11 protein-coding genes are annotated in these 14,173 nt (G+C 57.2%); 4 read left to right on the top strand and 7 right to left on the bottom strand.

Going from position 1 to position 14,173, the window contains the following annotated elements:
* Window positions 1-108: 108 nt before the first annotated feature.
* The 5 genes from OI69_RS11200 to OI69_RS11180 are packed head-to-tail and all read right to left on the bottom strand — an operon-like array spanning window position 109 to window position 4,494.
* Entirely contained in the window at window positions 109-867 is a 759-nt protein-coding gene (locus OI69_RS11200) for an ABC transporter ATP-binding protein (RefSeq protein ID WP_039350135.1), read from the bottom strand.
* Between the two features lie 17 nt (window positions 868-884).
* The gene (locus tag OI69_RS11195; RefSeq protein WP_039350133.1) at window positions 885-2,483 is read right to left on the bottom strand and encodes an ABC transporter permease; all 1,599 of its coding nucleotides are present in this window, start codon (window positions 2,481-2,483) and stop codon (window positions 885-887) included.
* 20 nt (window positions 2,484-2,503) lie between these two features.
* Window positions 2,504-2,905, bottom strand: a complete 402-nt coding sequence (locus OI69_RS11190) for an ExbD/TolR family protein (RefSeq protein WP_039350132.1) — start codon at window positions 2,903-2,905, stop codon at window positions 2,504-2,506.
* A gap of 1 nt (window position 2,906) precedes the next feature.
* Window positions 2,907-3,623 carry a MotA/TolQ/ExbB proton channel family protein gene (locus tag OI69_RS11185; RefSeq protein ID WP_039350130.1) on the bottom strand — a complete coding sequence of 239 codons (717 nt, stop codon included), beginning with the start codon at window positions 3,621-3,623 and terminating at the stop codon, window positions 2,907-2,909.
* A gap of 10 nt (window positions 3,624-3,633) precedes the next feature.
* Complete coding sequence (locus OI69_RS11180; protein ID WP_039350128.1) at window positions 3,634-4,494, bottom strand: energy transducer TonB; 861 nt, start codon at window positions 4,492-4,494, stop codon at window positions 3,634-3,636.
* A 452-nt stretch (window positions 4,495-4,946) separates the two neighbouring features.
* Between OI69_RS11180 and OI69_RS11175 the strand changes: the two genes are divergently transcribed.
* From OI69_RS11175 to OI69_RS11160, 4 genes are all read left to right on the top strand, one after another.
* The gene (locus tag OI69_RS11175; RefSeq protein ID WP_039350127.1) at window positions 4,947-5,954 is read left to right on the top strand and encodes an ABC transporter substrate-binding protein; all 1,008 of its coding nucleotides are present in this window, start codon (window positions 4,947-4,949) and stop codon (window positions 5,952-5,954) included.
* Window positions 5,955-6,040: 86 nt separating this feature from the next.
* Window positions 6,041-8,311 (top strand): TonB-dependent receptor, encoded by a 2,271-nt coding sequence (locus OI69_RS11170; RefSeq protein ID WP_039350125.1) that lies wholly within the window; start codon window positions 6,041-6,043, stop codon window positions 8,309-8,311.
* Between the two features lie 4 nt (window positions 8,312-8,315).
* Window positions 8,316-11,087: an exo-rhamnogalacturonan lyase family protein gene (locus OI69_RS11165; RefSeq protein WP_039350123.1), complete on the top strand. Its 2,772-nt coding sequence runs from the start codon at window positions 8,316-8,318 to the stop codon at window positions 11,085-11,087.
* Window positions 11,088-11,120: 33 nt separating this feature from the next.
* Entirely contained in the window at window positions 11,121-11,813 is a 693-nt protein-coding gene (locus OI69_RS11160) for a DUF6250 domain-containing protein (protein WP_039350122.1), read from the top strand.
* On the opposite strand, the gene OI69_RS11155 is transcribed toward OI69_RS11160, so the two are convergent.
* Window positions 11,800-12,729 carry a LysR family transcriptional regulator gene (locus OI69_RS11155; RefSeq protein ID WP_039350194.1) on the bottom strand — a complete coding sequence of 310 codons (930 nt, stop codon included), beginning with the start codon at window positions 12,727-12,729 and terminating at the stop codon, window positions 11,800-11,802. The genes OI69_RS11160 and OI69_RS11155 overlap by 14 nt on opposite strands.
* Window positions 12,730-13,190: 461 nt before the next feature.
* Window positions 13,191-14,153, bottom strand: a complete 963-nt coding sequence (gene pfkA, locus OI69_RS11150; protein WP_039350120.1) for a 6-phosphofructokinase — start codon at window positions 14,151-14,153, stop codon at window positions 13,191-13,193.
* Between the last annotated feature and the right edge of the window lie 20 nt (window positions 14,154-14,173).

Raw genomic sequence — 14,173 nt, 5'->3', positions numbered from 1 at the left:
TGCCGAAAATGAATGATCTCACCTGACAGGAGGAAAGGAAAAACCGCCTTTCGCGGCGGTTTCTGTCGATGATCAAGGGTTAGAGAAAGCGGTAAGCAGACAAAGCCATCAGGCCGTAACGACATCCGCCTGCCGCAGCGCCTGACTGACCGCTTGCCGTTGTTCCAGAAGCGCTGCACTGGTACGGTCACGGGGATAAGTCAAAGGAACGGGCAAGATCGCGCTGATCCGGCCGGGTCGGGGCGACATCACCACTACCCTGTCTGCCAGAAAAACCGCTTCTTCCACATCGTGCGTCACCAGCAATATCGTCAAATCCGTTTGCTGGCGTATCTCTGCCAGACGCGCTTGCAACTGCTGTTTGGTCAGCGCATCAAGCGCGCCGAAAGGTTCATCCAGCAGCAGAATACGCGGCGTCGATACCAGCCCGCGGGCGATAGCGACGCGCTGCGCCATTCCCCCGGATAACTGATGCGGCCACGCATCGGCAAAGCCTTCCAGTCCCATCATCTGAAGATAATGGGCGATTCTCTGTTCGGTTTCCGCAGGAGACAGGCTGAGGTTGAGCATGCCGAGACGAATATTGTCCGTCACGGTAAGCCACGGAAACAGGCGCGGCTCCTGAAACACCAGACTGACCTCATCGGGAATACCGCGCACAGGCCGATCGCCAACCAGAATGCATCCACGCTCGGTGGTATCAATGCCAGCCGCCAGACGCAGCAGCGTCGATTTACCACAGCCGCTGGCACCGATGATGGCAACCAGTTCGCCCGCATGCAGCGACAGGTCAATGTCTTGTAACACCGTCAGCAGTGCGCCGTTAACGGTAAAGTATTTGGTAATATGCTGAAAATGCAGGGACATAGCGTCTCCGTTAACCGTCAGACGAAGCGCCAGCGGGTCAGCCGCCGCTCGGATAAGGTAATAAATCGGGAAAATAACGCGGCCACAGCCGCAATCAGCACCACTCCCGCCATGATGCGATCGGATTCAAGCAACTGCTGTGCGCGAATCATCATGCCACCCAGCCCTTCTCCCGACGGCATGAAATACTCGGCACCGATCGCGCCAGTCCACGCATGCATCAACGCCAGCCGCAGGCCGGAAAACAGCGGCGGCAACACGCTGGGCAACACCAGCGTGCGCAGTGTCTGCACTGGCGTCAAACGCAGCACCTGCGCCACCTCCAGCAGCGCGGGCGGAAGCTGGGCGATGCCCTGACGGGTAGCCAGCATCACCGGAAAAAATGCCGCCACGGCGATAAACACAATCTTGGCGCTCTCCCCTAATCCGAACCAGGCGGTAATCAGCGGTAGCCAGGCGAATAGCGCAACACAGCGCAACGCAGACAGCGCCGGATTAAATAGCCTGTCGGCGATGCGCCAGCCCCCCAACAGCGCCCCCACCAGCCCTCCGATTACGCTCCCCAGCAGAAAACCTTGTAGCGCTCGCAGCAGGCTGGCATTGAGATCGGCGAGTAGCCCCCCCTGAATCAACCCCGTCCATAGCGCGTCGATCACATTACTGGGTGCCGGAAGGAAGGCCGCATGCACCCATCCGTGGACGCTGCTCATCTGCCACAAAACCAGCAGCATTAACGGCGCTAGCCAGGGCGTCAGCGACAGGCTCCGCAGCGTAGTGCTTAAGCTATCACGCCCCAGCACGGGCGCAGGCCAGTGGATCCAGCGACGCTCCAGCGTCAGCAGCACCCGTTCTCCGGCAAAGCCCAGTATTCCAATAATCAGAATGCAGACGAACACCAGATCCAGCATGAACAATTGGCGACTTTGCACCAGCAGATAGCCCAACCCTTCGCTGGAAGCCAGCAGTTCGACCGCAATCAAGGCGACCCAGCCGGTAGAGAACGCCAGCCGCACGCCCGTCATCACATACGGCAGCATCGCAGGCAGAATCAGATAACGCAGAAAGGCCACAGGGGGTAAACGCAGGCTACGCGCCATTTCATGCAGCTTTTGTGGCGTCTGTTGAATCCCCGCGCAGGTATACAGCGTCACCGGCACCGTCACTGATTTCACCAGCACCACCAGTTTCAGCGCTTCACCAATACCCAGTGACAACATCAGGAGCGGGATCCAGGCCAGCGTAGGAATCTGCGCGATAACGGTAAAGAGCGGCATAAACAGCGCATTCAGCCGTCGATGCAGACCAAACAGGCTGCCCAGCACCAGACCCAGAGCGATGCCGCCGCTAAAACCCATCACCAAACGCATCAGGCTGATAGGCAGTTGGTGAATCAACTCTTCCGGGATAAAAGCCCGCGCGCTATCTATCACCGCCAGCGGCGACGGCAGGATCTGTTCAGACATCCACCCGTGACGACTGGCGAGCCACCAGCCAGCCAGTACCAGTAATGGCACAACTAAAGATACGACCCGCGCAGAATACCCCGCCGACAGTGCGGTCGCGGCCAGTGCAGCATCCGGCGCGGGGCGTATTCGCAGCGAGTATTTGGGCATCATGATCGTCGGTTTCCGCTAGGTTATTTTTGCGTCAGCAGGGAGAGACGGGTAATCCCCGCCTGCTCGACATCGGCCAGCAACGCGGCAACCTCGCCGTAATTCGCCGCTTTATCCGCCTGCACCTGTACCACCAGATCCGCGTGGCTCGCTTTTGCCTGCTGCAAACGCGGCACCAGTTGTTCACGCGCCAGATTCTCTTTATTGATGAATACGCGCTGTTCGCCATCAATGCTAATCACCAGCGGATCGGCGCGATCGGCGGGTGCCACCGCCGACGTTTTCGGGAGTTGAATCGGAATGGCATTGGTCAACATCGGTGCTGTCACAATAAACACCACCAGCAGCACCAGCATGACGTCCACCAGCGGCGTGATGTTCATTTCACTCATCACATCGTCATCATTACGCGAGGTAAACGCCATATCACACCACCTCTCTCAGGTTCTTCACGGAGAAAGCGGGGGTCGAGGATTCCGCGCTGGTATGAAACGTGCTGACATGAAAATCGTTCGCCTGCATGACGCTGTAGACATCATGGGCGAAGTCATCCATATCCGCGACAGCCAGTTTGAGGCGGCGTAGAAAGTAGTTGTAGATCAACACCGCAGGCACCGCGACCGCGATCCCTATTCCGGTGGCGATCAGCGCGTTGCCTATCGGCCCGGCGACGGTATCGAGACTGGCAGAGCCAGAAAGCCCGATCTCCTGCAATGCCGCCATAATGCCCCAAACGGTGCCAAACAGGCCGATAAACGGCGAGGTACTGCCGATACTCGCCAGAATCGCCAGACCGCTTTCCAGCGCTCGGCGCTCGCGTTGGATCTGCTGTTGCAGCGCACGTTCTACCCGGTCGGGCAGGTGAATATTCAGCGCTAACTGCCCGCTAATCCGCTCCGGCGCTTTGACCGCCGCCAGCGCCAGATTAGCGAGTGAACCGGGCTGTTTGGCGCTGGTTTCCGGCGTCTGGCTGACGTCATCCTGCTGCCAGAAAGCGGCACGGAAGCGTCGGTTGCGGCGCTGTGCCCGTCCGTATTGGACGAATTTCAGTAGCCCCAGCCCCCAGGTGACGAGAGAAAACAACAGCAGCAACACGATCACCGCGCCTTCCGCAGAAAAGAGTTCAATGTGTCCGAGCGTCATAACCACTACCTCATGAATTTAGTGAAAAATCGACCGGCACCACCACCCAGCCGCTAACCGGTTGGTTGCCGCGGCGCGCCGGAACAAAAGACCAGCGCTGTACCGTCTCTCTGGCCGCCTCGTCGAGCGAGGGATAGCCGCTTGATTGATGGATCCGAATGGTTTGCACCTTGCCGTCAGCCCGTACCTGTACATTGAGGAGCACGGTGCCCTCATAACCGCGGCTGATCGCCACATCGGGATACGACGGCGCGGGGTTATGCAGGTAATCCGCATTCGCCAGCGGCGGTGTTAACGGCGCGTCCACTGGCTGCGCGGCGGCCTGTGGTGCCACCGGCGCGGGCGTGGTCGGGGCAGCGACTGATTTGGCTTCCGCCTGAGGTTTTGGTGTCGGCTGGCTCTTTTTCACCGCGACCTTTTTCGGCGCTGGTTTTTTCTCCACGATCTTTTTCTCAGGCACTTTTTTCTCAGGCACTGGCGGCAACAGCGCGTTGTCATCCACCGGCTTGTCCACGGTGGGCGGTACGATTTCTTCCGGCGGCGTCACCGCTTCTGGCTCAAACGGTTCCGCAGGCTCGACGGGCAATTCCGGCTCTGCCGCCGCCGCAACCAGCTCGATGCTGACGGGCTGTGGGCGGGCGGGCACCGTAAGCGGCGGCGTTGATGCACCGTTGAACAGCGCCAGCACTGCCGCGTGCAATAGCAGCGTCGCGATCGCCGCCAGCCAGCGCTCCGGTCGGGACGCAACCGGCGTATTCAACGGCGCTAAGCGCGGCGGTACGACGCCACTCACCCGGCTGGCGTGTGGCGTCGGAGCCGGTAAATAAGACCGGGATCCTGAAGCCGCTCCCGCATAGAGTAATTCCGTCATGGTAGGTACTCCTGACCGTGTTTATTGATACCCGTCATACTTCAACTTACCAGCGTCATAAATAGGCGACCTAAATAACGTGGGAATAATCGATTCTTTCTGCATGCGAAATAAAGTCAATGTATGGTTCTGTATATCGATATGCATTTAATTACTTAATCAGAAAGGTAATGAACTGATTGTCTATCGACAAACTAAAGGCAATAAACCTCGATAGGCTAATGCATAGTTGGAATAGTTTTTTTTCGTTCATTGCATAGCGATGAAATAAGCGATGAATGCTGATTTAGCGATTTATTAAAAATGATAATGCTTTTTTTGTATTAGCCAGTTTATTGGCAAGCCTTTAAATGTGGTTCTGCAACGACATAACGCCGTTCTGCATCGGCGCAATAACAACACTTATATTTTCACATTCACACTTAAACACCTCATCACGGGCGGACGACATAATGACGACATCAGGACGAAAATGGTTAGTGACCGGCTTATTGGCAATGGGGATGGCCTGGTCAGGTATTGCATCGGCTATCACTGAAATTCGGATTGCCGCACCAGACATAGGCGCAGGCACCAAACCCAGCGGCGGCGGCCTGCTCGACGTCATCCACAGCCAGAAGCTGTTGGAGCGCGAATTTGGCAAAGACGGGATCAGCGTCCGTTGGACGTTTATTAAAGGCGCGGGACCCGTGATCAACGAAGCATTTGGCAACCATCAGGTTGACGTAGCCTATCTGGGTGATTTAGCCAGCATTATCGGCCGCGCGCGCGGTCTGGATACGCGGGTGATTGCAGTGGCATCGCGCGGTATTAATCACTATCTCGCGGTAGCAAAAGGCTCCGGTATTGAGAAAATTCCCGACCTGAAAGGCAAACGCATCGGGCTGTTTCGCGGAACGGCAGCCGAACTGTCTTTTGTCAGCGCCCTCGATTCGCAAGGCCTGAAACCGTCTGACGTGAAGCTGATCAACCTTGATTTTGCCGCGGCCAGCGCCGCGTTAGCCGCCGGACAAATCGACGCCACCTGGGGCGGCAGTAATACGCTTTCGCTGCGGGATAAAGGGCTGGCGGATATTCCGCTGTCGAGCCGTGACCTGGACGGGGCCGGACAGCTTAGCGGCTTCCTGCTGGTGGATGAGAAATTTGCCAACGGCAACGAGGATATTCTGCGGCGCTTAGTTAAAGTGCAACGTGAGGCGGCAAACTGGGCCAGCGATGCTAAAAATAAAGATGAATTTATTCGCCTCTTAGCCACCCAGTCAGGTTATCCGGAAAATATATTACGCGTCGAATGGGATACCTTACCGCCATTATCTGAGCGTCTTTCACCCGAATTGGATACCGCCTATGTGGATAAATTAAAACGTGCGGTAAAACTGGCCTATGAATCACGTCTGATTCGGCAGCCTTTCGATGTCGATAAATGGCTGGATGATTCTTATCTAAAAGCCACCCAGTAATTTATTTTCCCCCAAAGATTATCGCCCACGTATTGCCGTGAATTTCACGGCAATCGGCAGCCTATTGACTGAATCTGGAAAGCGCTATGTATTTTAAAAGACATCAACACGACGTAAAAAAATATCAGCACAAAATAACCTCGGGTATTTTAATAAGCTGCGTCTTAACGCTCCCGGCGATGGCACGAGCCGCCGACACGCCGATCGCCACGGACAGTGCTGCCAGCACGGAAGCCACAACCGCCGCGCCCGTCCAACTCAAACGCGTGAAGGTTAACGCCCAGCGTGCGCCCGTTCAGCCGCCGACCACGCTGGCATCCGTGATCGACGGTAAAACGCTCGAAGAAGAGCGGGTGTATCGCTTTGAAGACTTATCACAGCTAGTGACAGGGCTGGATGTCGATACCGTGGATGTCATGGACACCACCGTGACCCTTCGTGGGATTGGCGACGGCGGCGAGAGCGGCACCAACATCGGTATGCCCGGCAGCGTCGGGCTATTTGTCGATGGCGTCTACTTGTCCCGCCCCGGCGTCATCTCTAACGATTTGCTGGATATCGACAGTACCCGCGTGCTGAAAGGGGCACAAGGTGCCGCCTATGGCTTTAATACCACTGGCGGCGCGATTGATATTCGCACTCGTAAGCCGACCTTCACGCCTGAATATTCACTGGAACAATCCGTCGGGCAGCGCGGCTATCTGCAATCCAAACTGATGGCATCGGGGCCACTCAGCGATCGCTGGGCGGGACGTATCAACCTGTCGCGCACCGAACGTGGCGGAAACGTCACCAATATCGAAAACGGCCATAAGCTCGGCGGTAGCACCAATAACGGTGTGCGCGGGCAGTTGCTTTATCAACCTAATGACAGTTTTAGCCTCAGAATCACTGGCGACTACAGCGACGCCACCCAGCGTCCGGTTGCCGTACTGGTAAGCGCCACCGACGATTTCCGTACCCGAGCGGCACAAACCGGCCTCAAGGTCGTCGACGGTCGTCAGGTCGCGATGGATGATGAAAATGTGATTCGTGTTGCGCAAGGCGGTGGCTCGGTAGAAGCCAACTGGAAGTTGAAAAACGGTTATAGCGTTAATTCCCTGTCATCGCTGCGCTATTTCCGCGTGCTGCCCAGCACGGCGGATAACTGGAACATTCCGCTCTATCACGACAGCGGTGCCGATGTGCGCGATCGCGTCTGGTCGCAACGTTTTTGGCTGGATTCCCCCAAAGGCAATACCTTCGATTATTCACTGGGCGTCGATTACTGGGGGGAGAACCTCGATACCGAGGCAAACAGCCGCTACTACAACGATAACCGCGTGCGAACCTGGGTAGGAAACGGCTATCAGGGCATTAACGTTCAGCGCTTTGGTACGCTGGATGACACCGTCTATTCCGTCTATGGCCGTGGCACCTGGCATGCTGCGGATAAACTGGATGTGATTGTCGGCCTGCGCCAGACCTATGAGAAAAAAGAGGGAACGTTTGTGCGCAGGAACCGCGCGACCTTTGACTCTGGCCCGCTGTCGCAAACCAATCACCTGCCTTCCGGTTCCATCAGCCTGAACTGGTTCGCGACACCGAACGTCACCCCTTACGTCACGCTGGGCTACGGGGAGAAATCCGGCGGCCTGAACGTCTCTGCGGGTGCAGCAAGACAGTTGGGGATTGATACGCTGTACGTCGATCCAGAGAAAACCCGTTCGGCGGAGCTGGGAGTTAAAACCCACTGGCTACAGCGCAAAGTGGAATGGAATACCGCGCTGTTCTGGAGTGTCGTCGAGGATTTCCAGAACAATGCCTATGACGAGGAGACGGATACCAGCTACCTGATTAACGCCGGGAAATTCCGTTCACGCGGCGGGGAAACGCAGTTGACGGTGCGTCCCCTGGACGGTCTGAGCATCAGCCTGGCCGGTACGGTTCTGGATGCCCGCTACCTGAATTTCCCGAACGCCCGCTGCCCGGCGGAAATCTCTGCCGTTTCGTGCGATATGTCAGGAAAACGCGTATTTAAGTCCCCGACGCTGAGCTACAACACACGCGTGCGTTATGAATGGGATACACCCAATAACCTGCAAGCCTCGGTTTCTGGTCAATGGTCATGGCGCAGTTGGGCCTACGGCACGCTGGACGATTCCGAATACAACCGCATTCCGGCGTACGGCGTTCTCAACTTGTCTAGTGGACTGAGCGGCAAGCAGGGCGATAACCGCTGGAACGTGTCGCTGTGGGTGAAAAACGCGCTGGACAAAGACTATTATCGCTCCGTCAGAGGCTCCAGCGCCACAACGGGCGTGATTGGCGAACCGCGCATGGTCGGGATCTCCGTCGGCTACGATTTCAAGGGCTAACGTCATGGCAAAGATGACCTACTCACGCCGACGCTTCCTGCGCGACAGCACGCTGCTGGCGCTGTCGGCGCCGTTCTGGCAGCCTGTCTCTGCCTCGCGCGCAGCAACCGCTTCCCGCACGGGCGAGGCCGCGCCGCAGGTCAGTCTGCGCTGGCTGGATGGGCAATCCCCTCATAGCTTCAGCGGCGTAACCTGGGGCGTGCCCTGGCCTCAGGGTGCGGTACGCGCCGACAGTCGTTTCCTGCTCCACGGTGCGCAGCCGCGAGATTATGACCTGCAAAGCTGGCCGTTGGCACACTGGCCGGACGGTTCGCTTAAATGGTCGGCCCATGCGCTGGGCGGCACCACGCCGCCCGAAGACAGCCTGACGCTGCGACCGATAGCCGGGGCGGATGTACCCACGCATACCCGCATGGTCAGCGAGCATCAGCATGGCTGGACAGTCGATACCGGCCAGATTCGCTGTGTAATCCCACGCGCGGGTTCTCACCTGATCGAGGAAGTCTGGCGGGATAACCGACTGGCGTTAACCAACGGCAGGCTGGTGCTGCGTATGCAGCGCGGTGCGGAGACGGATAATACGCTGACGCAGGAGACCTATCAGGGCGTAATCGATACCGTCACGGTGGAGCAAAACGGGCCGCAGCGTACGGTGATCGCACTACGCGGCACGCATCACACCCGGCAGCAGGAGGGGACGCGCATCCCCTTCATCATCCGGCTCTACAGCTATGCGAACACCGATTCGCTGCGCGTGGTACATACCCTTATCTATGACAACGACGACGAACAGCTCAGCCTGAAAGGGCTGGGGCTGGCGTTTGATGTCCCGCTCCACGGGGAATTGCACGATCGCCACGTACGTTTCGTCTCGGATCAGGGCGGGCTGTTTCGTGAGGCGGTACGCGGCCTGAGCGGGCTACGTCGCGACCCCGGCACAGCCGTTATCGCGGCACAACTGGCCGGACAAGCCACGCCGACAATCGCGGATTTTTCACCGGAGGTCGGTAAGCGGCTCGATTATATTCCCGCGTTTGGCAGCTACCGTCTGAACCAGCACCATCCCGATGGCTTCCAGATACACAAACGCACCGCTGCCGGACAGGGTTGGCTACTTTCCGCTACCGGCGAACGGGCGGCAGGCGTCGGCTATCTGGGTACGCCAACCGGCGGCGTGGCATTCGGAATACGCCATTTCTGGCAGAGCTATCCCGCCAGTCTGGAAATCGACAAGGCGCATACCGATGTGGCAACCGTCACGCTCTGGCTATGGTCACCGTGGGCAGAACCGATGGATATGCGCTTTTATCATGACGGCTTAGGTCAGGATACCTATGCCAAGCAACGTGAAGGCCTGGCGATCACCTACGAAGATTACGAACCGGGTTTTGGCTCGGCGGTCGGTGTGGCACGCACCAGCGAGCTGTTTATCGATGTGCTGCCCGCCACGCCCGATGCGGAAAATCTGGTCAATCGGGCGCGGCGTATGCAGCAGCCACCGTTGCTGGTCGTGGACGCACAGGACTTGTACCGCGCACAGGCATTTGGATCGATGTGGGCGCCCGCCTCCGCCGCCACACCAGCCCGCGTTCGGCTGGAAAAACAGTTGGATGCGTATTTCAACGTCTACCAGCAGGAGGTTGAACAGCGGAAATGGTACGGCTTCTGGGATTTCGGCGACGTCATGCACACCTATGACAGCGACCGTCACGTCTGGCGCTACGATGTGGGCGGCTACGCGTGGGATAACTCGGAGCTGAGTACCGATCTGTGGCTCTGGTATTACTTCCTGCACAGCGGGCGCGCCGAGGTGTTCCGCATGGCGGAAGCCATGACGCGCCACACGGGGGAAGTTGACGTGCATCATCTGGGACCATTCAGCCCATTAGGGTCACGGCACAACGTGCGCCACTGGGGCGACAGCGCGAAACAACTGCGCATTTCTACCGTCGCCAATCGCCGCTTCCTCTACTATCTCACCGCTGATGAACGCATCGGTGAACTGATGGACGAACAGGTCGAGGCACTACGCACGCTCGGCACCGTTCTGCCCGGCCGCAAAATTGGGCAGATAGCGCCCACCGATCCACATCATATCAGCCTGGGTTTCGGCACAGACTGGGGAGCCGTCGCTGCCGCCTGGCTCACCGCCTGGGAGCGGCATGGCAATCTGGCAATACGTGAACGTCTGCTGACCAGCATGCAGAGCATCGCCGCCCAGCCGCACGGCTTTTTCACCGGCGGATCGGCAATCGACCCCGATACTGGCCGTATCGTACTGGCACCGCCGGATCAGGTGGAAATTTCCCATCTGAGCGCGGTTTTTGGTCTGACAGAAATCTGTAGCGAACTGATTACAGCGCTGCCTGACCCTGCCTTTACCCGCGCATGGCTCGACTACTGTCGGCTGTATAACGACCCCGCCGCGTTAAGTGCTGCCGTGGGAAAAACGGTGAAAAAGCTCAATCTGGCGCAGGGTCATGCCCGGCTGACGGCCTTTGCCGCACGACAGTTGAACGATCGTGCGCTGGCGCAGCGCGCCTGGGAAGAGTTTACCTCGGGCAGCGGCGGCATCGCCCATCCGACGCTCGAACAGCGACGCCTGATACCGCCCATCGTGCTCTCGCCGATCAATGAGGCGCTGATTGATTCCACCATCGATAAGCACTCCGGCAGTACCACCGTCGCCAATCTGGCGACCAACGCCGTCGCGCAGTGGGGGTTAACCGCCATCGCCCTGCTGGCCTTGCTGGACGACATTCCCCCTTCTTCTTAATGCCGCTCCGGCGGCACGTTACAGGACATCACCATGATTGACTCAGGCTGTACTGACAACACGCTCCTTCTTGCACCACAGGTAAGCGACACGCGTGACATTATCGATTCCCCGCACCGTTCAGCGCTGATTTGGTCGGTGGATTCAATGGGACAGCCACTCCATTGGCAAGTGGAACAGGAAGATCCTGAGCGCACGGCGATCCAGACCACGCCAGAGCGCCTGACGCTGGAGAGCGCCGCCGGACTGACGCTCTGGCTGGATGCCCCGCTCTGCGGCACCTATCGGATTGCCTTTACACGGGAGATTGTCGTTGCGGATCGTCCGTATGACCGTTTATCCGACCTTAACCAGTTCTGGGCTGCGCGTGATTTGCATCAGCCGACCCTCTTTACCCGACACGGTAAGCTCAACGAATATGACAGCCTGAATCTGTACTATGTCGGCATGGGCGGTAACTGGAACAGCACCACGCGCTTTCGGTATTACGACGGTCACGGTGAGCGGCTGCTGCTTGGCGAATATACCGATGCGGCGCATCTGCTGCGCCCGAACCATCGCTATCGCATCGTGATTGAGGTGGACAAGCGGGAAACGCGTTTTTGGGTCGATGATGTGCTCTACTTCCACGCCAGTTATCCGAATACGCCGACTCCAGGCTATTTCGGTTTTCGAACGGTATTTTCACGTCAGGAAATCAGCGAGTTCAGCATCACTCCGCTGTAAGCGCCACCGATGTACCGTGCAGGTCACCGTCGACCTGCACAAACGTGTCAATCAGCTTGCGCGCCAACTGGGATAGACGAGCATCCGCCAGATAAATAATGCCGTAGTGGGTATAAAACTCATCGGTATTATCGTCCAGCCCCGCAATCTTCAACATATGCAGGCCGTACCGCTCCGGCTCGTCGAAATGATTCGTTGTGCCGATAGCATCCGAGTGGCGCACCACGTCCAGCAGACTATAACCATTCTCACACTCAATATTGGTGCGAATATCCAGCTTACCGCTCAGTTGCACCAACGCCCGATGCAGATTGGGCGGGCGGATCGTAGCCGCCAGCGGATAAGAAAAAAATTGCTCGACGGTAATCTGGCTCTGCTTTGCCAACGGGTGCCCGCTACGACAGCAAAATCCCCAGCGATGCTGGCTTAGCGGCTGTACCCGATAGCGGGTATCGAATTCAAAGTTGCGCATATCCGCCACGATAAAATCCAGTTCTTCGGCAATCAATCGATGACCCAGCGCTTGCCAGTTATCGACACGAAAAACCATCCGCACCTTGGGATAATGTCGGGAGAACGTTCCGATCACCTGCGGCATAAGCCAGGCAGCCGGTGCCGGACCGCAGCCAAAATTGACTTCGCCCGCCTCTTTTTCATTGAACTGCTGGATATCATTAAACAGATCGTGCGTCTGACTAATCAGACGACGCGCATGCTCCAGCACCACCAACCCTTTCGGCGTCGGCTCCAGTTGGTTCATGCGGTCGATCAGGCGGGTGCCAATGGTCTGCTCCAGCGACTGGATGCTACGGCTGAACGCGGATTGCGACAGCTTCATCGCCTGTGCCGCCGACGTAAAATTGCGATGTTCAATCAGGGCAATAAAGTGACGCAGTTGGCGAAGATCGATATTCATGGCACAGCGTGTCATCAGAACGGAAGGAATTTTCAGGCTAACAGGTCTGGCCGTGCAGAAAAAATAATAAAACCGCTTTTTATATTCTCGTCGGTTATATATGCAGAATGGCTGAGGTAGAGACAAGGAAGGGATAAACTCAACTTCACTTAATACTTTTTATGTAATCCAGGAGACCGTTTCGTGCGCGATAATGACATTATTTTCATGCTACCACGTAGCACGCGCCCGACACGGGGCGGCTCATACGCCGCCCGCCCCGTGACCCCGAGGCTGTCGGCGGAAATTATGCCGCTGACGCGGTGCCTTCGTCGGTATCTGGCTTAACGGACCGCTTGCGCCGCATCCTTGCGGCTCATCCTAAGCCAGCTATCTCCTCAGCATAATTTTTTACGCCAGATAACAGCAAAACCAGCAAGATTTGTGTCGCCACCGCATAGCGAGAACATCAACTTTCGAGGTTAGAACAGTTTTTTCGCTGTATCCAGCCAGTCGCCTTTGAAAGGACGCTTCATGTTCTCAATGGCATCAACGATGTCGTGGTGCACCATTTTCTCATTCTGGATACCGACACAGCGACCGCCGTAGCCCTGCTGGAGCAGTTCGATAGAATAGGCACCCATGCGCGAAGCCAAAATACGGTCATACGCCACCGGACAACCGCCGCGCTGAATGTGGCCGAGGACGGTCGCACGAGTTTCGCGCCCCGTTTCTTTTTCGATGTATTTCGCCAGCTCATCAACGTCGCACACCAGTTCGGTGATTGCTACGATCGCGTGCTTCTTACCCTTCTCGATACCCGCTTTGATTTCGCTAACCAGATCTTCCGGGCTGAACGGCACTTCCGGCAGCACGATGAATTCACAGCCGCCAGCAATCGCTGCCGCCAGCGTCAGATCACCGCAGTGGCGTCCCATCACTTCAACAATGGAAATACGCTGGTGAGAAGAGGAGGTATCGCGCAGGCGGTCAATCGCTTCCAGCACGGTTTCCAGCGCGGTAAAGTAACCAATCGTGTAGTCCGTACCCGCCACATCATTATCGATGGTGCCCGGCAAGCCAATACAAGGGAAACCCATTTCGGTCAGACGCTTGGCACCCATATAGGAACCGTCACCGCCGATAACCACCAGCGCATCCAGACCGCGTCTTTTCATGTTTTCTACGCAGACCTGCCGTACCGCTTCGTCACGGAACTGCGGGAAACGAGCGGAACCCAGAAACGTACCGCCGCGGTTAATCACATCCGATACGCTGTAGCGATCCAACTGCTCCATGCGATCTTCGTACAAGCCCTGATAGCCATCATAAATGCCGTAAACTTCCAGCCCTTCCGTGAGTGCAGCACGAACCACACCACGAATTGCCGCATTCATACCTGGCGCATCGCCACCGCTCGTCAACACTCCGATTCTTCTAATCATGACAACCTCTGGACTTGTAG

The sequence above is a fragment of the Pectobacterium fontis genome (genome assembly GCF_000803215.1).
Taxonomy (GTDB): domain Bacteria; phylum Pseudomonadota; class Gammaproteobacteria; order Enterobacterales; family Enterobacteriaceae; genus Pectobacterium; species Pectobacterium fontis.
Note: the sequence above shows the minus strand (reverse complement) of the source record. Positions and strands in the feature narration are given on the sequence as shown.